The organism is Mumia spirodelae (genome assembly GCF_050632745.1).
GTDB lineage: Bacteria > Actinomycetota > Actinomycetes > Propionibacteriales > Nocardioidaceae > Mumia.
In genome coordinates, this window is the sequence record NZ_JBODSD010000006.1 from 1 (window position 1) to 23,891 (window position 23,891).

Below are 23,891 nucleotides of genomic sequence, written 5' to 3' on the forward strand. Positions count from 1 at the left end.
GGGGGGGGGGGGGGGCGGGGCGGGGACGGGGGAGGGGGCGGAGCCTGGGTCAGGCGCGGGTGGCTGCGGTGCGCGAGGCCTCGACGAGGGCGTTGACCTCCGGCAGCACGGCGCTGCGGACGTCGACCTGCCGCGGCAGGAGCCCGTTGGCGAAGAGGAGATCGGCGGCACGCTGCTGCTCGTCGAGGAACGTCTCGTCGACGGCGGTGATGCCGAACGGACGCGTCGCGAGCGCGTGCTCCCACGCCTCCAGGCTCGCCGGGCGGCCGTGCGCCTGGGCGTCGGCCACGAAGTACGCCGCCGCCTCGCGCGGGTCCGCGACGATCCGTGCGTCGGACTCCTGCAGCGCCTCGACGACGGCGGCCAGCTCGGCGGTCCGCTCGACGGCGAAGTCGCGCCGCGTGAACCACAGCGACGGGTGGCTGAAGAGACCCGCGGTCTCGACCAGCGTCACGACGTCGGTCTCCTGCTCGACGGCGGCGAGCTCCGGGTACGACCCGGTCCATGCGTCGATCTCCCCGGAGAGGAAGAGGTCGGCCGCGTCCCCGCCGACGTCCACCGGCTCGACGTCGTCCCAGCCGAGCCCGACCTGGTCCAGCGCGAAGAGGAGCAGCGTCGTCTGCCAGGAGCCGTGGCCGATGCCGACCCGCTTCCCGCGTAGACCCTCGACCGACGTGATGCCGGAGTCGGCGCGGGTCACCAGACGCCCGTTCTCCACCCGGGGTTCCGACACGCCGATGTACACGAGGTCGTGGCCCTGGCCGAGGCCGGTGATCGGCGGGGTGAAGCCGGTGCCGATCACGTCGTAGCCCTCCTCGGTGAAGAGGTGGTCGGCGTGCTGGGTCGGGAGCCCGTCGCGAACCCCGACCTTCGGACCGGTCGGCAGCTCGCGGAGGTCGACCCAGGCGACGTCGTCGAGCTTCTGCTCGAGCAGGCCGCGGTGACGCAGGACGAAGAGCGAGTTGTTGTGCGGGAAGAACCCGACGCGGGTGGTCATGAAGCACTCCTGACGGTGGTGGACGGAGCCGACGGGGTCGCCGGCCAGGCGGCGGGACGCGAGGGTTCGCGCCCGGTGATCGAGTTGGTACGGGTGAACGAGACGCGGGGGAGGACCTCGCTGCCGACGCGGTACGCCTCCTCGAGGTGTGGCACGGCGGCGAGGATGAACGCGTCGGCGCCGAGCTCGACGAGCTGGTCGAGACGGGCGGCCACCTGGTCGTAGCTCCCGACCAGGCCGAACGCGGGCCCGCCCCGGAGCAGGTGGAAGCCCGCCCAGACCTGCGGCTCGACCTCGAGGTCTCGCGGACCCCGCACGGGGTGGGTGACGAACCCGCGTGCCCGCGCGGCTCCCACGGAGTCGCCCTGGGCCTCGAAGTCGAGCGCGGCCGGGTCGACGTTGGCCCAGCCCCGCTCGATCTCGGCCCATGCCTCGCGCTCGGTCGGTCGGGCCAGGATCTCGATCCGCAGCGCGAACCGGGGCCGCGTACCCCGTCGCTCGCTCTCCTCGCGGACCTGCGCGAACTTCTGCTCCAGGGCGCTGAACGGCTCCAGCCACGACAGGTAGTAGTCGGCGTGCCGGCCCGCGGTCGCGATCGCCGCCGCCGACGAGCCGGAGAAGTAGATCTCAGGCACGGGCTGCGCGGCGAGCTCTGGCGGGAGGTGCGCGCCCTGCACGTCGAAGAAGCGGCCGGCCAGGTCGTACGGCGTCGTGCTCCACGATCCCTTCAGGGCGTCGAGGAACTCCGCCGTACGGGCGTACCGGTCGTCGTGGCCGACGGTGTCGCCCCACCAGAGCTGCTGGGGTCCGCCGCCGCCGGTGATGACGTTGTAGACGAGCCGGCCGTCGCTCGCGCGCTGCAGGCTGGCGGAGAGCCGAGCCGCGTGGACGGGATCGAGGAAGCCGGGCTGGTACGCGACCATGAACCGGAACGTCCGGGTCTCGCGCACCAGCGACGCCGTCGCCGCGAAGGGGTCGTCGGTGAACGGGAAGCTCGGCAGGAGGCCGCCGACGAATCCCGACGCCTCCGCCGCCTTCGCCACGTCGGCCATGTGGTCGAGGTAGCTGTAGCCGTCGTGGAGTCCTGCGCGGCGAGCCGGGGTGATGCTGCCCGCCTCGTGCGGAGACCAGTCACCGCGCGTGGACACCTGTCGCCGGAGCGACGGCTGGTCCCCGTGGGTGCCGATCCGCCAGTAGACGTCGACCATCAGAGTGCTCCTGTCGTCTCGAGGGGAGTCGTCGTTGCGGAGGGTGTGCGGACGAGCGGGAGGACGTGCTCGCCGAGCCGGTAGGTCTCCTCGACACGCGGACGGAGGTCGACGACGACCGTGTCCACGCCGGTGGTGCCGTCCGCAGGAGCGGTCAGCGCGCGCAGCTCCGCGGCGACGTCGGCGTACGACCCGACCAGACCCCCGGGGACGGCGTGGCCGAGGCGGGCGAAGCCGTCCCACCACGAGGCGCCGGAGGCCAGCGGTACGAGGTCCGGGCCGGCGCCCTCGAGCGCGGCGACGACGGCTCGTGCCTCCGCGTCGTCCTCACGTGCGAGCAGGGAGAGGCGAAGTCCGTGCGCCACCGTGCGTCCGGCGGCGTCGGCGAGCGCGTCGAGCCGCGGGCCGTGCTCCTCGCGCTCGCGCGGCGAGGTGAAGAGGTGGACGTCACCGTGCCGCGCGGACAGGCCCAGGGTGTGGTCGCTCGTACCGGTGAGGTGCACCCGCGGGAAGGGCAGCCCGGCCAGCGCGTCACGGAAGCCGTGGGCGCGCACCTGCGGGAACCCGCCACCACGCACCTGGTAGTAGGTGCCGTCGTGGTCGTACCCGGCGTTCTCCCACACGCCGCGTGCCACCGTGAGGAACTCGTCGGCACGGGCGTACCAGGCGTCGAGGCCGGTGCTCGCCGGGAGCCGCTGGGACGTGGTGGGCGCCTCGACGAGCGGAGCCCACGCGAGCCGACCACCGTGGAAGCGCTGGGAAGACGCCGCGATCTTCGCCGCGTACACCGGGTTGAGGTCGCTCACGTGGAACTCGAGCACGCCGTGCAGCCAGCGCGAGTGCCGCAGGGCGTCGCTGACGACGACGGTCGACTCCTCGCCCTCGAGGTCGTACGGCGCCACGACACCGTCGATCGCGGCCACCTCCGCGGCCTGGACCGCCTGCGCCCTCTCCTCGTACGGCGGAAGGTGCGCCCACCCGCGCTCGTCACGGGTCGGGAGGGTCACCAGGAAGCGCGCGCTCATCGGGCCTCGCCCCCGTCCTCGGCCAGGATGCGCAGGGCTTCCTGCAAGGGCTCGTGCGCGGCCCACGCGTGGACGTCGACAGGCTCGGCGAGGAACCCGTGCTCGCCGAGGAAGTGCTGCTGCTGGTCAAGGAGCGCGAGCCGCTCGTCGTCCAGGGTCGGTGCGAGCCAGCGGTGGAAGTCGTCGCCGTACGCCGTCACGACCCCGTCCGTGCCCGAGCCCACCTCGCGACCGAGGATCGCGCGGACGTCGTCCACGTGCGTCGACGCCCACGTCGCGGCCCGGAGACTGCGCACGAGGAAGCGGACGACGACGTCGGGACGCTCGGCCAGCAGCTGCTCGTGCACGGTGATCGGGCGCGGCGTTCCGTTGTTGACCCGCCACGACCGGTCGGCGGTGGCATCGAGCTCCACCGCTGTCCGGGCGCCGAGCTCGCGGGCCTGCTCGGCCGAGCGTGCTCCCTTGACGTACACCGCGTCGACGTCGCCGGCCGCGAGCTCGGCGAGCCCCGGCCAGAGCGCGGCGCGAGCCGGGTCGTTGCCCGGTGCGCGACCGGCACGTCCCTCGACCTCGACGCGCTCCACGTCGTCGAAGCCGAGCCCGCCCAGGCGCAGCGCGGAGGCGAACCCGTGCAGCGCCATCGCCCGCGGGAAGCTCCGGGCACGGTCCTGCGCCCAGGCCGGGATCGCGATCCGCAGCCCGCGCAGGTCGGCGGGCCCGGTCACGGGAGAGTCCTCGCGGACGAGGATCGACTGCCACTCGTCGATCCACGTGAGGCCGATCAGGCGCGTCGGTGCCCCCTCGGAGCGGGCGACGATCGCGGGGACGTTGCCGCCCTCGCGGAACAGCCCGACGAGGCGGTGGTCGAAGTGGCGCTCGGCGATCTCCGGCTCGGCGTCCTGGAGCACGCCGACGCCGATGCCCTCGGGCACGAACTCCTCGTCGAGCCAGCCGAGGTTGTAGGCGATGCCCGAGGCGGTCGGGACCGGGCAGCGCGTGTACCAGATCCGGTCGAGCGCGGTGCTGTCCTGCAGCGTGGTCATGCGGTCTCCTTCGCGGGGGTGGTCGGGGCGGACGGTTCGGTGATGCCGAGCTCGGCGAGCAGGCGCGTGCGGTACTCGACGACTCGGGGGTGGGTGAGCGGACGCGGGTGCGGCACGTCGACGCGCAGGTCGATCGCGACCTTGCCCTCGCGGAGCATCACGATGCGGTCGGCGAGCCGGATGGCCTCGTCGATGTCGTGCGTCACCAGGAGCACCGCGGGCCGGTGGCGGGCACGGAGCCGGTCGAGCAGGTCGTGCATCCGCAGGCGGGTCAGGGCGTCCAGCGCGGCGAACGGCTCGTCGAGCATCAGCAGCTGGGGATCGCGTACGAGGGCTCGCGCGAGCGCGACGCGCTGTGCCTCGCCTCCGGACAGGGTCGCGGGCCAGGCCCGCTCGTGGGATCCGAGCCCGACCTCGCCGAGGGCCTCGCGCGCCGCTGCCCGGTTCGACCGGGTACGGCGCTGGCCGAGCATGACGTTGCGCAGCACGCGGTGCGCCGGGACGAGGCGCGGCTCCTGGTAGACCGTCGTCCGTCGTGCCGGCACGAGGACCTCGCCGTCGTCGGGGCGTTCGAATCCCGACAGCAGCCGCAGGAGGGTGGTCTTGCCGGTCCCGCTCGGGCCCAGGATCGCGACGAACTCGCTCGGAGCGATCGTGAGGTCGAGCCGGTCGAGCACGACCTTCTCGCCGTAGGTCTTGCTGACGCCGCGCAGGCGTACCGCGGCGGTGGCGGCACGCGGGGGCGCGGGGGTGGCCGTGGTCGCGGTCATCGGCTCGCCACCCCCGAGCGCCACGGCATCGAGACGCGCTCGAGCAGCCGGATCCCGAGGTCGATGAGGACGCCGATCACGGCGTACAGCACGATGCACAGGACCATGTAGTCGTTGCGGAAGTACTGCTGCGACAGGGCGACGAGGTAGCCGATACCGGTGGTCGTACCGATCTGCTCGGCGGCGATCAGGCCGGTGAGGCTGACCGAGAGGCAGATGCGCAGGGCCATCAGGATGTTCGGCAGGGCCGACGGCAGGATCACCGACCACACCAGCCGGATCCCGGACAACCCGTAGCCACGTGCCGCCTCGACCACCTTGCGGTCGACGCCGCGCACGCCGAGGTAGGTGTAGGCGTACATCGGGGCGACCGCCGACACGGCGATGAGGATGATCTTGAACCCTTCGCCGACGCCGAACCACGACAGCAGCAGCGGGACGAGCGCGAGGAACGGGACGGCGCGGTACATCTGCATCGTCGGGTCGATGACCTCCTCGCCGAGCGCGGAGATCCCGGACAGGACGCCCAGGACGAGACCGATCGTCACCCCGAGCGAGACACCGAGCGCTGCTCGCCGGGCGGAGGCGGCCAGGAACTCGGTCAGCTGCCCGCTCTCCCACAGCTCCTCGGCCGCGGTGATCACCGAGGACGGCGACGCGAGGATCTCCGGGTCGAGCCATCCGCGGCTGGAGGCCAGCTGCCAGACCGCGACCAGCAGGACGGGGACGGCGAACCGGATCCCGATCGAGAGCACTCTGCTGCGCTCCCGGCTGCCGAGGAACCGGGGCTCGCGCAGTCCCTCGTCGGTCGGCGTCGTGGCGGCCGGCGTGCTGAGCTCATCCGTGCGGACGGCCGTCATGACCCGAGCTTCACGGCTGCGGACGTCGCCTCGACGGGTCGGCTGATGAGGCCGTTCTCGAAGAAGTAGTCGGCGACGTCCTGGATGGTGGCGATGTCGGCGTCGGTGACCGGAGCGAACGGGGTCGAGTAGCGCTGCACCTCGATGTCGCGCTCGAGAGCGGCGCCCTCCACCGCGGTCGGGCCGGAGTCGGTGAAGACGTTCTGGAACTTCTCCGGCTCCTTCGTCGACTCCTCGGTCAGCTCGGTGACGGTGTCGAGGAAGACCTTCAAGGCCTCGGGGTTCTCCTTCACGACCTCGGTGCGCGCGGCGAAGATCGTGAGGTCGTTGTCGCCGACCTCGTTGCTGGTGACGATCGTCTTGGCGCCCTGCGCGACCGCCGTCGGGTAGCCGCGGACGATGGCCCACCACGCGTCGACCTTGCCGGAGCTGAACGCGCCGGCGGCCTGGACCGGGTTGAGGTAGACCTTCTCGACCGCGTCGTGCGCGATCCCGGCGTCGTCGAGGGCGAGGTCGAGGAGGTACTCGCCGCGACCGCCCTTGTTGACCGCGACCTTCTTGCCGACCAGCTCGTCGATCGAGGTCACGTCGCTGTCCTTCGGGACGACGAGGCCGTCGCCGACCGGCGCCTTCGGGTCGGTCGGACGTGGTGCGACGGTGAAGATCTTGAGGTCGTCGCTGGTCGAGAGGTAGCCGATCGCCGGCGAGATGGCGCCCTCGAGCACGTTCACGTCGCCGGCACGGACGGCGTCGATCGTCGCGGTGAACGAGGCGTAGGACCCGCCCCACTCGATCGTCGCGTCGGCCTCGGCGAGCTTCTTCTCGAGCACGCCGGTCTTCTTGGCGTAGGCCAGCACGCCGGAGTTGCCCGGGTCGCCCAGCTTGAAGACGGTGGTCGCGTCGGAGTCGGCGCTGGCGTCCTCGCCCCCGCACGCGGCCAGCGTCGCGGTGGCGACGACAGCGGCGAGCGCGACCGCGGCGCTGCGCAGACGGGTGCGGGACCGGCGGATGGTGCGGTGGGACATGAGGATCTCCTCGGAGGGCGAGGTCCGCTGGTGCGGACCGGGTCGTCGACCCACTATGTCTATCGAAAAGATAGTCATTAGCCCATGATCATTCTCCGAGACGTCCGCGCCCTCGTTGTGGTCCTGCTGAACGGAAGTCTGGACGCGGCGGCGTCGGGCCGGGCGCCTCACGAACGCGGGTCGGTCACCCCTCGACGGGCGCCGGTGTTCGCGTCGACCGTCATGAGGAGGCGCCGCAGGCGTGCGGCGTCGGCGGTGCTGATCCCGCGGGTCAGTCGCTCCTCGACGGTCGTCACCGCGGCATCCGCGGCGTCGCGGCGGGCACGCCCCTCGGCGGTGATCGCGATCAGGCGCCGACGACGGTCCTGTGCGTCGGTCGTCCGGGTGACCAGGCCGTCCCCCTCGAGCTTGCGGACGACGAAGACCAGGTAGTTCGGGTCCATGTCCAGCAGCTCGCCGAGGCGCTGCTGGGACAGCTCGCCGTGCTCGCGCAGCACGAGGAGCGCCGCCGCCTCGCGGGGGAGCAGCCCGAGCGGCTCGAGCGCCTCGGTGATCCACGCCTGAGCGACGCGACCGATGTGGGCCAGGAGGAAACCGGGACTGCTGAAGCGCGCCTCGGCCGTCATCGTGGGACGCCGCTCCGCGCGATTGACCACCATGGGCCGACCGTAGCCGCTTCTTGGCATCCGAGACGGGCGGATCCATCACGAGCACGTGACGACTACTCTTTCTGGACAAGTACGATCAGGTTTGTCGACTTCGAGCCAGAGAACGAGAGGTTGTGCCGATGCAGGTCGCTGTGGTCACCGGGAACCCGAAGGTCGCGTCGCGCACGTTGGAGGCCGCGGTCACGCTCGCGACGCGACTCACCGGAGAGGCGCCCGACCACGTCGTGGACGTCGCGACGCTCGGTCCAGGCGTGCTCGGATGGGGCGACTCGACGGTCACCGCTGCCGTCGAGGCCGTGGCGTCCAGCGACCTCGTCGTGGTGGCGAGCCCGACGTTCAAGGCCACGTACAGCGGACTGCTGAAGGTCTTCCTCGACCAGTTCGCGACCGGCACGGGGCTGGCCGGCGTGGTGGCCGTTCCCTTCATGCTCGGAGCGGGGCCCACCCACGCGCTCGCCCCCGAGCTGCTCCTACGCCCGGTCCTCGTCGAGCTCGGTGCCACCGTCGTCGCGCCAGGCCTCTACCTGCGCGACAGCCAGTACGACGACCCGACCGCGTCCGACGCGTACGTCGAGCGCTGGGCGCCGTCGGTTCGTGCGGTGGCCGGCATCCACGTGTCCGACCTCACGGCCTGAGGCGGTCCGGACCTGGACATTTGTCCAAGAACTCATGGCAGAGTGCCTTGTGTGACTTCTCGGACACCTGCCCAATTCAGACTCCTTCTTGCGGGTGCGGGCGTGGCCGTCGCCGCACTCACGGCATCTCCCGCGTCGGCGGACGCGGGGATCAACCCCGTCCGGATCGACGACGCCGATCCGGCCAACAGCAGCTTTCTCGTGTTCGTCGAGGACGACGTCGTCCTCGCGGGCGGCGAGTCGGAGGGCACCGTCGCGCTGGGCGGCGACCTCCGCTTCGCCGACGGCTACAACGTCATGCTCAAGCCCGGCTCCGGCGGCTTCACGACGCCGACCGCGGCGGGAGACGCGAAGCCCTTCACCCTGTACGTCGGGGGCGACGTCGACTGGTCGCGCTCGGGCAGCAGCCTGCTGAGGGTGCTCGACGGAGGCTTCACCAAGGTCGGGGGTTCGAACTTCACCGCGCTCGACCGGGACAGCAACGGGGCGGCCGTCAACTACCGTGTGGTGCCGCGGGGCGCGGCGTACGACACCACCCCGCGCATCGAGGGCACCGCACACCAGGCGCCCGAGTCCGTCGGTGCCCCGGTCGGCGACCTGGTCGACGTCGCGGGCGCCTTCACGCAGTACCGCGACCTCTCTGCGCAGATGGGACGCTGCGAGCAGAGCGTCCGTCCGACCGACGCGAACGGGGCCGCCCTCCCGTCGCCGATCCCGGCCGGTGCGCAGGTCTACCTCACGCTCGACGAGGGGCGGACCAACGTCCTGAACCTCGCGGCGGACGAGCTTGCCGGGATCGGCGAGCTCAGCTTCCGGGGGACCACGCCCCAGCCCGGCACGACGCTGCTGGTCAACGTGTCCGGCGAGGAGTACGACGGCAGGATGCCGAACCAGGCCGGCGTCAGCGGGACGAACGCGCCGTGGATCTTGTGGAACTTCCCGACCGCGACGGCGGTGACGTTCACCGGGGGCGACTCGGTCGAGGGCACGCTCTACGCGCCGCGCGCCGGTCTCACGTGGTCGGCCGCCCAGAACATCGAGGGCAACGTGATCGCGCAGCGCTTCGTGCACGGGGCGGCGGACGGCAAGGGACGCACCGGCAGCGAGATCCACGACTTCCCGTTCCGCGGCACGATCGACTGCGTGTCGACCGAGCCCACGCCGACGCCGACCCCGACGGAGCCGACCGCGCCCACCGAGCCGACCGCGCCGACCGCGCCGACCGCGCCCACCACCCCGACGGAGCCCACCACGCCCACGCAGCCGACGTCGCCGACCGATGCGCCGACGACGCCGACGGCAAGCCCGTCCCAGGGGATCTCCGGCGCGACGGACACACAGGACGGTGACGGCTCCGGCGTCCTCCCCGACACTGGCGGTGCGCCGAGCTGGTTGCTCTTCACCGGAGCCCTGCTCCTCGCGGCAGGGGCAGCAGGCATCGGCCTGGGGGCGCGACGCCGGGCGTGACCCCACGCGCGCGCCCCCGTCCCCGTTGTGAAGGGTTCGGGTTGATTCCGGGAGGGAAATACCGACCGAAACCCTTCACAACGGGGACGGGCCTTCACGGATTGCCGACCCACGTGCGCTGCGCCAGACTCCGGCCATGCATCCGACTCGCAGATCCCGAACCGCCGTCGGCGTCCTGCTGACCCTCACCCTCACCGGATCAGCGCTGGTCGCGGGCACCACCGCCACCGCGACCGCCGCGCCCGCCCCGAAGCCGTACGTCCTGTCCGGAGGCGTGTCCTCGCCCGTCTACAGCTACGCCGACGCGATCCGCGAGACGGTGTGGGTGATCGCCCCCGACTTCGACGGCGACGGTCAGAAGGACAAGATCGCCGCCGACATCGTGCGACCCCGCGAGCTGGACGCGAAGGGCGTGGACGTGCCCGTCGTCATGGACGCGAGCCCTTACTACACCAGCCTCTGCCGCGGCAACGAGGCCGAGTGCAAGACCTTCGACGCGGCGGGCAACCTCGAGAAGTTCCCGCTGTTCTACGACAACTACTTCGTGCCGCGCGGCTACGCGTACGTCGCTGCCGACGTCGCGGGCACCTCCCGCTCGACCGGCTGCGTCGACACCGGCGGCAAGTCCGACATCGGGTCGATCAAGGCCGTGATCGAGTGGCTCAACGGCAACGCCGAAGCCGTGGACGCGGCCGGCAACCCCGTCGAGGCCGACTGGACCAACGGCAAGACCGGCATGATCGGCAAGAGCTACGACGGCACGATCGCCAACGGCGTCGCCGCGACCGGGGTGGAGGGCCTCGAGACCATCGTGCCGATCAGCGCGATCAGCTCCTGGTACGACTACAGCCGCTCGCAGGGCCTGCCGTACAGCTGGAACTACTCCAGCGGTCTGGCCGCCCGGGTGGCCACGAACCGTACGCAGCCGCAGGACTGCTCGGCGACGCTGCAGCGGATGAACGACGAGGACGCCGACGAGACCGGTGAGCACAACGCGTTCTGGGACGAGCGCAACTACCGCGACTCGGTGGCGCTGAACGCGCAGAACGTGAAGGCGAGCGTCTTCATCTACCACGGCCTGCAGGACACCAACGTCAAGACGCGGCACTTCTCCACGTGGTGGGAGGAGCTCGGCAAGGCCGGCGTCACGCGCAAGATGTGGCTGAGCCGCGTCGGTCACGTCGACCCGTTCGACATCGACCGCGACGAGTGGGTGCGGACGCTGCACCGCTGGTTCGACCACGAGCTGATGGGGATCAAGAACGCGATCCTTCTGGAGCCCCGCGTCAAGGTGGAAACCGAGCCCAACCGCTGGGTCGAGTCGTACACCTGGCCGGTCCAGCTGACGACCACGACGCTCCGTCCCCAGGCCGACGGCGCGCTCGGCCGACCGGTGGCGAAGACCACGCAGAGCTGGGTGAACGCACCCAGCCAGCGCGAGAACACCGCTGTCGCCGAGGGCGTCAACCCGAACCGCCTCCTCTACGCCACCTCACCGCTGCTCACCGACGCGCGGATGAGCGGCTCGATGGTCGCGAAGCTGCGGGTGACGACCGAGGTCGCGACCGGACAGGTCGGCGTGATGCTGGTCGACTACGGCGAGGACGACCGCGTGCTCACCACCGGTGACGGTGCCTCGACCACGACCACCGAGACGTGCGTCGGCGCGTCGACCCCGAGCGACGACGCGTGCTACTTCACGATGAGCCGCAACATCGGGACGACGCCGCTGCAGGTCCTGGGCCGCGGCTGGGCACGCCTGGACGGCGCAGGGACGCACGACGTCACCGTCACCCTGGATCCGGACGACGCCGTCGTCGCGAAGGGCCACCGCCTCGGCGTGGTCGTCGTGGCTGCGGCCAACGGACGGGTCCGCAACGTCGACACGACCGCGTCGACGTACACGCTGGACCTGGCGAAGTCGAGCTTCGTCCTGCCCGGTCTCGCGCTGCCGCACCCGACGTGGGCGGCGAGCTGGGGCTGGCTGCCGAAGCGCAGCGAGGTCGCACCGGAGCCGGCGCAGCGCCTCCCGCTGCTGCTCGACGAGACCGCCTGACCCTCGCCCCCGCCTCGTCCCCGATCTGTGCGGTCCGACAAGGAAGTCGCCACGCGATCCTGTCGTAGCCGCACAGATCGGGGACGGGGCCTCAGCCCTGGACGAGGTCCAGCTGGAGGTAGTCGAGGTTCCAGTTCTGGTACGGCCCCTCCGGCATCCGGACGACGACCTCGTGCGTCCCCTTCTCCAGCGGGCGCAGCTCCCACGGCTGGAGCGCGAAGACACCGTGGTTCGTGGTGTTGCGCACCGCGATCGGGGTGCTCTGCGCGGCGCCCCAGTCGAGGACGACCGTGCCGGCGGGGGAGTAGGGCGAGGAGACGCGTCCCGACACGAGGTAGGTCCCGGACTTCTTGACCGTGACCTCGTACTTGAGCCACTCGCCGCCGCGGATCCAGTTCACCCCGACCGCGCCCCGCTGCAGGCAGATGTCGACGCCCTCGTCGGGTCGCATGACGGTGCAGCGGTTGGGGTCGAGGTCGTGGTAGCCGACACCCTCGCCTCCGGGCGCGTAGTCCTCGGCCTGCACCCGCACCGTGCGGTTGCCCGGCTGCACGCCGTAGCGGTCGAGGTCGCCGCCGTCGCGCCAGTAGTCGAGCGCCTTCACGTTGTCGGTCTGGACCATGCTCGCCCGCAGGTCGTCGACGACCGGCTCCCAGCCGAGGTCCTCGTCGCGCAGGCTCGCCTCGTCGGTGTAGGTCGCGGCGAGGCCGTCCCACATCGTGTTGATCCAGATCCTGCTCGTCCGCGCGATCGCTGCGAGCGCCTCGGGCTGGACCTGCGGGTCGTCCAGGCTGTCGAAGACCACCTCGTACGCCACGGGCTGGCGTCCCGGGAACGTGCCGATGGAGCCGGCGGTGGCGTCGTCGACGATGTGGACGTAGTGCGCGTCCGGGTGCTCGGCCATGAAGCTCGCGGCCTCCCCGACCGTGGGGCTGCCCTTGAACAGGCCGAGCTCGACCGTGCCGGTCGCCTCGAGCGCGTCGTACATCTGCTCGCGCACGGGCCAGCCCTTGTCGAGGTTCGCCAGGGCACGACCGTCGAGCGCCCGCATCGCCTCCTCCAACGTCGGGACGGTGCGGCTCGTGACCGCTGCCTGCGCGCCGCCCAGCCCTTCCCTGAGGCGCAGCGACTTCACCTGCTCGAGGGTCAGATCGGCAAGTCTCCCCTTGCCGTTGGTCGTCCGGTCGACGGTGTCGTCGTGCATGAGGACGAGGTGGCCGTCCTTCGTCGGGCGGACGTCGATCTCGACGACCTCGGCACCGTCACGGATGGCGAGCTCGATCGCCTCGAGCGAGTTCTCCGGGGCGTCGCGCCACTGCCCGCGGTGGGCCGCGACCATCAACGGGGCGCTTTTGCCGTGGTCGAGGAGCATCGCCTGGAGCGCGGGGCGGGAGTCGTGACCACGCTCCTGGCCGGCCGCGTACGCCGTGCTGCCGGCGGCGAGGGCGCCGACGGTGAGCGCGGCGGCGACGACGCCGAGGGTCTTGCGGGACGGGGTGTTCCGCGGCATGAGGGTCCTTTCGTCGTGGAGTCGCCCTCACGTTCGTGGACCCGGTCGACGGGGCGGTGAACCCGACCTGAACGGCGCTGGGCATCCGGTCGGTCCGGTGGCCGGAACCGGTCACGCACCCGCACACCGCTTGACCTGGTGTGACCTGCCTCATATTTTCAGCGGTCAGAGAGTTGAATCGATTCAACCGTGACGACCCCGGGAGCCGCCGTGAGTGCGACCAGATCCGTCCTGTCATCCGTCTCCCGCCGGGCGGTCGTCGCCGCGGTCGGGGTCGCGCTGGCCGCCGCCGGGGTCGGTGTGCCCGCAGCCGTCGCCGCGCCGTCGGCCCAGGGCACGGACCCGTCGCCGCTGCGCGTCGGCGATCTCGAGGTCGAGAACCAGGTGTCGCCGCTCGGGGTCGACGCCACGAGCCCGCGGCTGTCGTGGGTCCTGGCGTCGGACGTGCGCGACCAGGCGCAGTCGGCGTACGAGGTGGAGGTCGCGAGCACCGCGGCACGACTGGACGCCGGTGACGCCGACCTGTGGGACAGCGGCAAGACGACGTCGGCGAAGAGCTTCGGCATCGCGTACGACGGGACCGCGCTCGCGAGCGCGACGGCGTACCACTGGCGCGTGCGGGTCTGGGACCGTGCGGGTCGCGCGAGCGCCTGGAGCAAGCCCGCCCGGTTCGAGACCGGCCTGCTCGCGACGCAGGACTGGGACGGCGCCCGGTGGATCTCGCCGGCGTCGAAGGCCGCGGGCGGCAGCTACCTGCGCGGCGACGTCGAGGTCGAGGGCACGGTCGCGAACGCCCGCCTGTACGTCGCGGGCCGGGGCAGCTTCGAGCGCGGACCCGACGGCCAAGGAATCTGCTGCGAGCAGAACTTCGGCCTCGCCCGCGGCATCTACGAGGCCACCCTCAACGGCACGCGCATCGGTGACGATCGCCTGCAGGGGGAGCCGGTCGACAGCCGCGTGCGCTCGCTCTACCGCACCTACGACGTGACCGACCTGGTCGCCGGCGGCGCGAACGTCCTCGGCCTGCAGATCGGCGAGGACTCCGACGTGCTGGCGCTCCTGCGCGTGACCACCGCCGACGGCACGACCACCACGCTCCGCACCGGCGACGGCTGGAGCTCGCACGCGGGCCCGGTCGTCCGCGCGAACCGCTTCAACGGCGAGACGTACGACGCGCGGCGCGAGGTCGCCGGGTGGGACGCGCCGGCGTACGACGCCTCCGCGTGGAGCGCCGCGACCGTCGTGCCGGGAGCGATCGGTACCCTGACCTCGGCGCAGTACGAGCCGATGCGCGTGACCCGCAGCCACGAGGCGGTCGCGGTCACCAACCCCGCGAGCGGCGTCTACGTCTTCGACTTCGGGACCAACATGTCCGGGTGGACCCGTCTGCGGGCCTCCCTGCCCGCCGGTGCGACCGTCACGATCAAGCACGGCGAGCGCCTCACCGGCGGCCGGGTCGACAACGGCGTCATCGGTGCCGCGCAGACCAGCCGCTACACCGCCGCGGATGCCGGCGCGGTCGACTGGGAGCCGCGGTTCGTCTACGCGGGCTTCCGCTGGGTCGAGGTCACCGGGCTCACCGAGGCCCCGACGGGGTCGACGCTCGTCGCGCAGGAGATCCACAACGACGTCGCGCGCAGCGGCTCCTTCGCGAGCTCCGACGCCCTGCTGAACAAGCTCCACGTGGCCAACGTCCAGACGCAGCTCAACGGCCTGCACGGCATCCCCGAGGACACGCCCACGCGCGAGAAGCGCGGCTGGATGGCCGACGCGCACATCGCCGCCGAGGCGCTGGTGAACAACCACGACATGCAGGCGTTCTACGAGAAGTTCGTCACCGACATGTCCGACGCGCAGCGGCCGGACGGCCAGGTGCCGGACATCGTGCCGGTCGAGCCGACCTCCGGCTGGCAGAACCGCTCGGACCCGGCCTGGGCGGCGGCGACGGTGCTGATCCCGGGCTACCTCCAGCGCACGTACGGGGACGACCGCGTCGTCGCCTCGCACTACGACTCGATGGCGCGCTGGATCGCCTACGTCGAGACGACGACCTCCGGCGGTCTGGTGACGCGGCCGTCGCAGCAGTGGGGTCAGGACTGGGTCGCGGTCGAGAGCACCGACGGCACGCTCTTCCGCAGCGCCTTCTACTTCTGGGTGCTGCGCGAGATGGCCGCGATGGCCACGCAGACCGGTCACGACGAGGACGCCACCCGCTTCCGGGACCGCGCCACGCAGGTGCGCGACGCGATCAACGCCCGCTACTTCGACGACGTCGACGCGACGTACGGCCCGAGCCAGTTCTCCAACGCCTTCCCGCTGCTGCTCGGCGTCGTCCCGCAAGGCCGTGAGAAGGACGTGCTGGCGACGCTCGTCGCGCAGGTCGAGGCGAAGGACGGCCACTTCACCGGCGGCCTCCCCGGCATCAAGTACATCCCGGAGGCGCTCGCCGCGTACGGCCGCTCCGACCTCGTCCTCGACGTGGTCCGCAACGAGGAGTACCCGGGCTGGGGCTACATGCTCGCCAACGGTCCGGGCACGATCTGGGAGGACTGGCGCGGGGCCTCTTCGCTCAACCACCCGATGTTCAGCTCGATCGACGCCTGGTTGTACGACCGGGTGGCCGGCCTCGGCCAGACCGCGGACTCGACGGGGTACGCGACGCTGCGCGTCGATCCCGAGCTGCACGCCGCGCTCGACGAGGCCCGCGCGACGATCCGTACGCCGCGGGGCGACGCGTCGACGCACTGGTTCCACCGTGACGGCGGCCTCGTCCAGCGGGTCACCGTCCCGGTGGGCGCGACGGCGGAGGTCCGCGTGCCGGGCGCCGCGGTCGAGGACGTGCTGGAGGGGACCGGTCGCGGCCTGGGCTACGCCGTCGACCGCCCGGGCGTCCGCACGGTCGAGGCGTCGGGCAAGGACGCCGTGGTGACGCTCGGCTCCGGCTCGTACGAGCTGGTCGTCGACCGCACGGCCGGGGCACTGCGCCGGGCCGAGGACGGGCTGGCCGCCGTGCGCGCCGAGGTCGACCGGCTCCAGCGCAGCGGCGACGTGTCGAACGCCGGGCGCCTGCGGATCCGCGCGGCCGCCACCGCGGCCGACGCCTCGGTCCGGGTCGCGTCGGCGCTGCGGATCAAGGGGCAGGCCGAGCCCGCGGACGAGGCGACGGCGGTCGCCCTGCGGCTCACGAACCTGCTGGTCGCCGCGGTCGCGTGGGAGAACCGCCGCGGTTCCCTGAGCGACGCCGGGTACGGGTCGCTGCGTCCGCTCGTCGACCGGGTGGCGCGCCTGCTCGCCCCGGAGGTCTCGAGGGCGCACGGTGTCACCGTCAGGGCCACCGCCGCGGGGAGGCTGCTACCGGGGGAGACGACCACGGTCGACGTGCGGGTCGAGAACACCGGCCGTACGGCGCTGTCCACCGACGGGCTCGCGTTCGACCCGCCCGAGGGGTGGACCGTCAAGACCGTCGGGGCGCTGCCCGCACGGATCGGCCCGAAGGCGTCCGCGACCGCGCGCGTCGAGGTGACCGTCGCGAAGGCGCAGGAGCTCGGGCCGGTCGTCGTCCCGGGCACCGTGTCGTACGAGGTCAAGGGGATCGCGGTCGACCACCCGTTCACCGTCGAGGCGGTCGTGGAGGCACCGGTCGAGGTCGGCGCGCTGGCCGTCGCGCCGCGCGTCGTGACGGCGCGCGAGGCCGCCACGCTGAGCGTGCCGCTGCGCAACCTGAGCCCCACCCGTGCGACCGAGGTCGAGCTTCGTCCCGTGACGGTGCCGGACGGATGGACGCTCTCCGACGAGCGCGTCTTCACCGTGCCGGCCGACGGCACCGCGACCGCGCAGCTCTCGCTCACCGCGTCCGACGGCGCCAGCGCGACGGGACGGGTGGTCCTCGACGTGTACGCCGACGGAGCCTTCGTCGGTCGCGTCCGCGGCGAGGCGTACCTCCGAGGACCCGGGTGTTCCGCCGACCCCTCCGGCGAGGCCTGCCTGCCGGCGGGGATGGACCTGCTCTTCAACTTCGAGGGCGGCCTCGACGGCTGGACCGCGGGGGCCGGCACCGCGACCGTGGAGTCGGTGCGCTCGTTCGCGAACGGGCCGGGCGGACCCCGCCTCGGCACGGGTGCGCTCGAGGCGAGCCCGGCCGCCGGGCAGCCCGCCAACGCGTGGCGCACCGTCGCGGTGACGCCGTCCGCGCCGATCGCGGTCGGTGACGCGACGAGCCTGCTCGCCTACGTCAACGCGTACGGAGGGGGCGGCAGCGTGTCGGAGGTCCGGCTCCGCGTCACCGGCGAGGGCGCGGACCCGTACGAGAAGGTCGTCCGCATCACGCCGGACCGGTGGAACAAGGTGGAGGTCGACCTGCGCGGCTGGTCGGCAACCTCGGTGACGGGTGTCGAGATCGCGTTCCGCGGGAGCAACACGGGAGCCTGGGGCGGTCGCTTCCAGGTCGACCAGGTCGCGCTGGACCGCGCTCCGCAGGTGCCGGACCAGGCGGCGAACCTCGCCGCACGCCGTCCGGTGACGGCACGTCGTACCCTCAGCTGCTGCGGCTGGTCCGCGGCCAACCTGACCGACGGCGTCCGCGAGAGCACCGCGGCGTCGAAGGGCTACACGAGCGATCCGTGGAGCACCACGCCCGACTCCGAGGAGTGGGTGACCGTGGACCTCGGGACGGCACGCGACCTCGGGAGCGTGTGGGTGTACCCGCGGACGGAGGTCCCGGGCGACGGGCGGGGGACCAGCGGGGCGAACTTCCCGCTCGACTTCGACCTCGAGGTGTCCGACGACGGCACCACCTGGCGCACGCTCCGCTCGCTCGTCGGTCAGGCCACCGACGGCAGCCGGCCGCTCGGGTACGAGGTCCAGGGCAACGGACGGTACGTGCGCCTGCGGACGCACACGTTGGGACGCCCTTCGCCGGACGAGTCGGGGGCGGGCTACCACCGCCTGCAGCTGGCCGAGCTCGAGGTCTACGCCCCCTGAGGTCGGGACGGGACGGGGGTCAGTACACCCAGTCGTCGGGGTCGAGCCGGCAGAGGTGGATGTCGCTCGGGCGCTCGACGGTCTCCGCGGGGTACGGACCCTCGTCCTGGTCGCAGGTCTGGCAGTGCGCGCGGACCCACGGCGCGTCCGACGGGAGCACCTCGTCGGACCACCAGTCCGCTTCTGGCGGCGCGAAGCCCAGGACGAGCGACGTCGGCTGCCACAGGGTGGGGTCGAGGTGGCCGGGGACTCGCAGGAGGTCGTCCGGGAGGTCGCGCAGCCGCAGCCCGCAGGTGCAGACAGCGGTGCAGGTGGACGCTTCGAAGTCGCGGATCCAGTGCACGTGGGAGACGGGGCGTGCCCGGACGCCCAGGTCGTACGGCGGGTCGGCGACGAGGGATCGAGGGTCGTCGGGGCTCATCGGTCCACTCCTGGCACCGTCCGGCGGGTCACGGATCTGCGACACGCTAGACGCGCCGGCTCCGCGGGCGCAAGGCCTAGGACGACGTGCGCACCGCGCGGACGGCGACGGAGACCGCGCCGAAGCCCGCGAGGGCTGCGGCGACGAAGACGAGGGCGCGGCGACGCCGCGAGGCGCGTGAGGACACGTGGGGGGCCTTTCCGTTCCCGAGATCGAGCTGGCGCGAACGCCGTCGTCGAGCCTAGCGCGCCGGAGGAAAGGCCCCCGCGAGGTCAGCCCTCGAGGCGGGCGACGAGCTGGGTCTTCGACAGGGACGAGTAGCCCTTCACACCCTTCTGGCGCGCCGCCTTGCGCAGGTCGACCACGGTCATGGAGGCGTACGACCCGGCGGGCGCCGCTGCCGACGTGGCGGAGGGTGCCGTGCTGGACCTCGGCTCCGTGGCGGTCGACTTCTTGGCCGGCGTCTTCTTGGCGGTCGTCTTCTTGGCGGCCGACTTCTTCGCCGCGCTCTTCTTGGCGGTCGACTTCTTCGCCGTCGTCTTCTTCGCTGCGGCCTTCTTGGTCGTCGCCGTCGACTTCTTCACCGGCGTGCGCTCCTTCGGCACGTCCCGCGCAGCGACCTTCCGCAGCGTCGGCTCCGGCGTCGCCGTCGACCTCGCGTTCGCGACCGCCTCCGACGGCGGGGACGAGACCTCGACCGGCTGCTCGGAACCGCCCGACGCCTTCTTGACCGCCGAGGTCCGCAGGCGGACGAGCTCGTCGCGTGCCGCGTCGACGGTCTCGGCGATCTTGCGCTGGGCCGACTTCGACGCCTTGCGGATCGCCTTCTCGGCGTCGGTGCGTGCCTTGTCGGCGTCCTTGCGGGCACGCTTCAGACGGCCGGTCGCATCGTCGAGCGCCTTCTCGAGCTCGGCGATGCGCCGGCGCAGCTCGACCTCGACCTTGCTGCTCTTCTTCTTGGCCACGGATCCTCCTTGCGTCGCGGGCGGTGAACGTCAGGTGCGGTCAGCGTAGGCGCGATCGCCCCGCGACGCCGTCCGGCAGCACCTCGTACTGCGCGAACGTGCGGGTGAACGAGGCCGCTCCGGAGGCGAGCGAACGCAGCTCCACGGAGTAGCTGAGCAGCTCCGTGGCGGGGACGGCGGCGCGGACGACGCTGCGGCCGCTGTCCTCGGCGGCCTCCGTCCCCTGCACCCGTCCACGGCGCGACGACAGGTCTTCGAGGATCGTGCCGAGGTGCTCGTCGGGAACCTCGACGGCGACCTCGTCGACCGGTTCGAGCAGGATCACCTGGGCGCGCGACGCGGCGTCCTTCAGCGCGAGCGCACCCGCGGTCTGGAACGCGGAGTCGGACGAGTCCACGCTGTGCGCCTTGCCTCCGGTGAGCGTGACCTTCACGTCGACGACCGGGCAGCCCTCGACGAGCCCCTTCTCGAGCTGGGCCCGCACGCCCTTCTCCACGCTGGGGATGAACTGGCGTGGGACAGCGCCGCCGACGACCTTGTCGACGAAGGTGAAGCCGCTCCCGCGCGGGAGCGGCTCGACGTCGATCTGGCACACCGCGTACTGACCGTGCCCGCCCGACTGCTTCACGTGCCGGCCCTCGCCGGAGGCGGGCCCGGCGAACGTCTCGCGCAGGGCGACGCGCACGGGCTCGGTGTCGACGTCCGCGCCCCCCTCGCGCAGGCGCGACAGCACGACGTCGGCGTGGGACTCGCCCATGCACCAGAGCACGAGCTGACCCGTCTCGGCGTTGCGCTCGAGGCGCAGCGTCGGATCGGCTGCGGCAAGGCGGGCCAGGTTGCGCGACAGGGTGTCCTCGTCGCGCCGGGTCTTGGCCACGACGGCGATCGGGAGGAGCGGCTCGGGCATCGGCCAGGGGTCGATGAGCAGCGGATCGGCGGGGGAGGAGAGGGTGTCGCCCGTCTCGGCCGAGCCGATCTTGGTGATCGCGCAGATGTCGCCGGCGACGGCGTACGGCAGCTCGGTCAGCGTGCCGCCCAGCGCGGCGTAGACGTGGGCGACGCGCTCGTCGGCGTCGTGGTCCTCGTGCCCGCGGTCCGCCATGCCGTGCCCCGAGACGTGCACGGTGTCGTCCGGCCGGAGCGTGCCGGAGAACGTCCGCAGCAGTGACACGCGTCCGACGTACGCGTCGACCTCGGTGTGGATGACCTCCGCCGCGAAGGGTCCGTCGGGGTCGGGTGCCAAGGGTGCGTGGCGGCGGCCGTGCGGGTCGGTCGCGACCGGGAGCGGACGCTCGAGGGGCGAGGGGAACGCCCGGGGCAGCGCGTCGAGGAGATCGGCCACCCCGACGCCGGTGAGGGACGACACGAGGAAGACCGGGTGCAGCGCGCCTCGCGTGACCGCGGTCTCGAGGTCGCGGACGAGCACCTCGGGCTCGACCGGCTCTCCGGCGAGGTAGCGCTCCATCAGGTCCTCGTCCTCGCTCTCGCCGATCACCGCCTCGATCAGGGTGTCGCGGTCGGGACCCACCGTGGCGAGGTCGCCGTCGTCGGGGTCGACAAGCGTCCGGACGCCGTCGGCGTACACCGACCGCCGCAGGCTGATGAGCCCGATCAGGCCGTCGGGTGCGAGCTCGTACACCGGGTGAACGCCGTCGCCGAGCGCCGCGCGCAGCCCGGACACGGCCGCGTCGACGTTCGCGCGCTGGTGGTCGATCCGGGCGACGACGACGGCGCGGGGCATGCCGACCGCCGCGCACTCGTCCCACACCGCGCGCGTCGCCACGTCGACCTCGTCGGTCGCGGAGACGACGAAGAGCGCCGAGTCCGCGGCGCGGAGCCCGGCGCGCAGCTCGCCTACGAAGTCGGCGTAGCCGGGGGTGTCGACGAGGTTGACCTTCGTCCCGTCGTGCACGAGAGGGGCGACCGAGAGGCCGACCGTGCGGTGCTGGCGGACGGCCGCGGGGTCGTGGTCCCCGACCGTCGTCCCCGCGTCGACCGACCCCGCACGGGGGATGGTGCCCGACGCGGCGAGGAGCGCCTCGACCAGCGTGGTCTTCCCCGAACCCGACGGACCGACGACGGCGATGTTGCGGAGGTCCGCCGGGTCGTGCACCTCGACCGCCGCGCCGCTCTGGCCGCTCCTGCGGCTCTCGTCCGAACCCTTCACGCCCATCGCCCGCACCCCGCTCGACCTCGTCGTCGTTGCCCTAGGTCGATCACACTCCGTCGGAGGGCAGAGGGCAAGCGGTGTGCAGGACCGGTCCGCCTCAGGCGGCCGTGCTGGCCGTCGCGTCCTCGTCCCTGCGGGCGGCGTCGGCCGCGAACTGGGTGCGGTAGAGGTCGCCGTACGTCCCGCCCGCGGCGAGGAGCTCGGCGTGCGTCCCGCTCTCGACCACGCGGCCCTCGGACAGGACGAGGATGAGGTCGGCGTTGCGGATGGTCGAGAGCCGGTGGGCGATGACCAGCGAGGTGCAGCTCGCCAGGGCCTCGTCGAGCGCCGCCTGGACCGCGGCCTCGGACTCCGAGTCGAGGTGGGCGGTCGCCTCGTCGAGCACCACGAAGGCGGGTTGCTTGAGCAGCATCCGGGCGATCGCGAGCCGCTGACGCTCGCCGCCGGACAGCCGGTAGCCGCGGTCCCCGACCACGGTCTCGAGGCCGCTCGGGAGCGACGCGACGAGATCCCACACGTGGGCTCGGCGCAGGGCCGTCTCGAGCTCGGCGTCGGTAGCGTCCGGCTTGGCGTAGCGGAGGTTGGCCGCGATCGTGTCGTGGAAGACGTGGGCCTCCTGGGTGACGACGCCGACCGCGTCGTGGAGCGACTGCTGCGTCACGTCGCGGAGGTCGGCGCCGGCGATGCGGACGGCGCCCGCGGTCGGGTCGTACATCCGGGTGGCCAGCTGGGAGACGGTGGTCTTGCCGGCACCGGAGTGCCCGACGAGCGCGACGGTCGCCCCCGCCGGGACGGCGAAGCTGACGTCGCGGAGCGTGTCGTCGACCGGGTCGTTGCCGAGCGTCGCGACGTCCTCGAGGGAGGCGAGCGACACCTCGGCGGCCGACGGGTAGCGGAAGGCGACCCGGTCGAGCTCGAGCGTCGCACCGTTGCGCCGCAGGTCCTCGGCGAGGTCGTGGGCGTCCGGCGCGTCGGCGACCATCGGCTCGAGGTCGAGCACCTCGAGGACCCGCTCGAAGCTGACGAGCGCGGTCATCACGTCCACCTGGACGTTCGACATGGCGGTGATCGGGCCGTACAGCCGCCCGAGGTACGCGGTGAGCGCGACCACCATGCCGACCGTGAGCGACCCGCTGATCGCCATCAGACCGCCTGCGCCGTAGACGATCGCGGTCCCGACGGCGGCGACGGTCGTGAGTCCGGCCCGGAAGTAGGTGCCGAGCACCGCGGTCTGGACACCGGTGTCGCGGACGCGGCCGGCCTTCTGCGCGAAGTCCTCGGACTCCGCAGCCGGACGGCCGTACACCTTCACGAGGTGGGCGCCGGCGACGTTGAACCGCTCGTTCATCATCTGCGCGACGTCGGCGTTGAGGCCGTAGCGCTCACGGGTCAGCGCCGCGAGTCTGCGTCCGACCCAGCGGGCCGGCAGCACGAAGGCCGGCAGGAGCACGAGCGAGACGAGCGTGAGCTGCCACGACATCGCGAGCATCGCCGCGAGCGTGAACACGATCGTGAGGGAGTTGCTCACCACGTTGGAGAGCGTCGAGGTGAAAGCCTGCTGCGCCCCGAGGACGTCGCCGTTGAGGCGCTGCACGAGGGCGCCGGTCCGCGCCCGGGAGAAGAACGCCAGCGGCATCCGCTGGACGTGGTCGAAGACGGCGGTCCGCAGGTCCCAGATCAACCGCTCGCCGATCCGGGAGGAGATCCAGGTCTGCGCGACGGTGAGCGCGGCACCGACGACGGCGAGTCCGGCGATCACGAGCGCGAGGCTGATGACGCGGCCACGGTCGCCGGCGGCGATCCCGTGGTCGATCAGGTTGCCGATGGCGAGCGGGGTGAGGGCACCGGCCGCGGCGCTGACCGCGATGATGGCGAGGAAGACCGTGAGCTGGCCGCGATAGGGCCTGGCGAACGCGAGGACGCGTCGCAACGTGTCGCGGTGGAGCGTGTGCTTCGCGACCGACGAGTCCTGGGTGAACGAGCGGCGACCACCGCCGCGGGCTCCGGGGGAGCTGAATGCCATGGGAGACCTCCTGTTCCGTACGGGTCTCTGAACCAGAAGTGAGTATAGTTCACTATCACAGGCACTCA

Annotated in this window: 17 protein-coding genes; 4 read left to right on the plus strand and 13 right to left on the minus strand. The window is 72.3% G+C overall.

Going from position 1 to position 23,891, the window contains the following annotated elements; genetic code table 11:
- Positions 1–49: 49 nt before the first annotated feature.
- From ACQSSQ_RS22400 to ACQSSQ_RS22435, 8 genes are all read right to left on the minus strand, one after another.
- A complete protein-coding gene (locus tag ACQSSQ_RS22400; RefSeq protein ID WP_431329368.1) occupies positions 50–997 on the minus strand; it encodes an ABC transporter substrate-binding protein in 948 nt (315 codons plus the stop codon).
- Positions 994–2,205, minus strand: a complete 1,212-nt coding sequence (locus ACQSSQ_RS22405; protein ID WP_431329369.1) for an LLM class flavin-dependent oxidoreductase — start codon at positions 2,203–2,205, stop codon at positions 994–996. The genes ACQSSQ_RS22400 and ACQSSQ_RS22405 overlap by 4 nt, the downstream gene beginning before the upstream one ends.
- Positions 2,205–3,230: an LLM class flavin-dependent oxidoreductase gene (locus tag ACQSSQ_RS22410; protein ID WP_431329370.1), complete on the minus strand. Its 1,026-nt coding sequence runs from the start codon at positions 3,228–3,230 to the stop codon at positions 2,205–2,207. Before ACQSSQ_RS22410 ends, ACQSSQ_RS22405 begins: the two co-directional genes overlap by 1 nt.
- Positions 3,227–4,273, minus strand: coding sequence for an ABC transporter substrate-binding protein (locus ACQSSQ_RS22415; protein ID WP_431329371.1), 1,047 nt, complete (start codon positions 4,271–4,273; stop codon positions 3,227–3,229). Before ACQSSQ_RS22415 ends, ACQSSQ_RS22410 begins: the two co-directional genes overlap by 4 nt.
- The gene (locus ACQSSQ_RS22420; RefSeq protein ID WP_431329372.1) at positions 4,270–5,043 is read right to left on the minus strand and encodes an ABC transporter ATP-binding protein; all 774 of its coding nucleotides are present in this window, start codon (positions 5,041–5,043) and stop codon (positions 4,270–4,272) included. The genes ACQSSQ_RS22415 and ACQSSQ_RS22420 overlap by 4 nt, the downstream gene beginning before the upstream one ends.
- Positions 5,040–5,903: an ABC transporter permease gene (locus tag ACQSSQ_RS22425; RefSeq protein ID WP_431329373.1), complete on the minus strand. Its 864-nt coding sequence runs from the start codon at positions 5,901–5,903 to the stop codon at positions 5,040–5,042. Before ACQSSQ_RS22425 ends, ACQSSQ_RS22420 begins: the two co-directional genes overlap by 4 nt.
- Positions 5,900–6,928 carry an ABC transporter substrate-binding protein gene (locus ACQSSQ_RS22430; RefSeq protein ID WP_431329374.1) on the minus strand — a complete coding sequence of 343 codons (1,029 nt, stop codon included), beginning with the start codon at positions 6,926–6,928 and terminating at the stop codon, positions 5,900–5,902. The genes ACQSSQ_RS22425 and ACQSSQ_RS22430 overlap by 4 nt, the downstream gene beginning before the upstream one ends.
- A 167-nt stretch (positions 6,929–7,095) precedes the next feature.
- On the minus strand, positions 7,096–7,587 hold the full coding sequence (locus tag ACQSSQ_RS22435; RefSeq protein WP_431329375.1) for a MarR family winged helix-turn-helix transcriptional regulator: 492 nt from the start codon (positions 7,585–7,587) through the stop codon (positions 7,096–7,098).
- A 128-nt stretch (positions 7,588–7,715) separates the two neighbouring features.
- Between ACQSSQ_RS22435 and ACQSSQ_RS22440 the strand changes: the two genes are divergently transcribed.
- From ACQSSQ_RS22440 to ACQSSQ_RS22450, 3 genes are all read left to right on the plus strand, one after another.
- Complete coding sequence (locus ACQSSQ_RS22440) at positions 7,716–8,231, plus strand: NADPH-dependent FMN reductase (protein ID WP_431329376.1); 516 nt, start codon at positions 7,716–7,718, stop codon at positions 8,229–8,231.
- Between the two features lie 102 nt (positions 8,232–8,333).
- Positions 8,334–9,698 carry a collagen-binding domain-containing protein gene (locus tag ACQSSQ_RS22445; RefSeq protein ID WP_431329377.1) on the plus strand — a complete coding sequence of 455 codons (1,365 nt, stop codon included), beginning with the start codon at positions 8,334–8,336 and terminating at the stop codon, positions 9,696–9,698.
- Positions 9,699–9,834: 136 nt separating this feature from the next.
- Positions 9,835–11,754, plus strand: coding sequence for a CocE/NonD family hydrolase (locus ACQSSQ_RS22450; RefSeq protein ID WP_431329378.1), 1,920 nt, complete (start codon positions 9,835–9,837; stop codon positions 11,752–11,754).
- 91 nt (positions 11,755–11,845) lie between these two features.
- Here ACQSSQ_RS22450 and ACQSSQ_RS22455 read toward each other — a convergent pair whose 3' ends face one another.
- Positions 11,846–13,264, minus strand: coding sequence for a glycerophosphodiester phosphodiesterase family protein (locus ACQSSQ_RS22455; RefSeq protein WP_431329379.1), 1,419 nt, complete (start codon positions 13,262–13,264; stop codon positions 11,846–11,848).
- A gap of 210 nt (positions 13,265–13,474) precedes the next feature.
- On the opposite strand from ACQSSQ_RS22455, the gene ACQSSQ_RS22460 reads away from it, so the two are divergent.
- Positions 13,475–18,244: a family 78 glycoside hydrolase catalytic domain gene (locus ACQSSQ_RS22460; RefSeq protein WP_431329380.1), complete on the plus strand. Its 4,770-nt coding sequence runs from the start codon at positions 13,475–13,477 to the stop codon at positions 18,242–18,244.
- Positions 18,245–18,263: 19 nt separating this feature from the next.
- Here the strand turns inward: ACQSSQ_RS22460 and ACQSSQ_RS22465 are convergent, their stop codons facing one another.
- The 4 genes from ACQSSQ_RS22465 to ACQSSQ_RS22480 all read right to left on the minus strand — a co-directional run bounded on the left by ACQSSQ_RS22465 (position 18,264) and on the right by ACQSSQ_RS22480 (position 23,823).
- A complete protein-coding gene (locus ACQSSQ_RS22465) occupies positions 18,264–18,665 on the minus strand; it encodes a hypothetical protein (protein ID WP_431329381.1) in 402 nt (133 codons plus the stop codon).
- A 272-nt stretch (positions 18,666–18,937) separates the two neighbouring features.
- Positions 18,938–19,630 carry a hypothetical protein gene (locus ACQSSQ_RS22470; protein WP_431329382.1) on the minus strand — a complete coding sequence of 231 codons (693 nt, stop codon included), beginning with the start codon at positions 19,628–19,630 and terminating at the stop codon, positions 18,938–18,940.
- A 40-nt stretch (positions 19,631–19,670) separates the two neighbouring features.
- Positions 19,671–21,803 (minus strand): elongation factor G-like protein EF-G2, encoded by a 2,133-nt coding sequence (locus ACQSSQ_RS22475; RefSeq protein WP_431329383.1) that lies wholly within the window; start codon positions 21,801–21,803, stop codon positions 19,671–19,673.
- A 94-nt stretch (positions 21,804–21,897) separates the two neighbouring features.
- Positions 21,898–23,823, minus strand: a complete 1,926-nt coding sequence (locus tag ACQSSQ_RS22480; RefSeq protein WP_431329384.1) for an ABC transporter ATP-binding protein — start codon at positions 23,821–23,823, stop codon at positions 21,898–21,900.
- Positions 23,824–23,891: the final 68 nt, after the last annotated feature.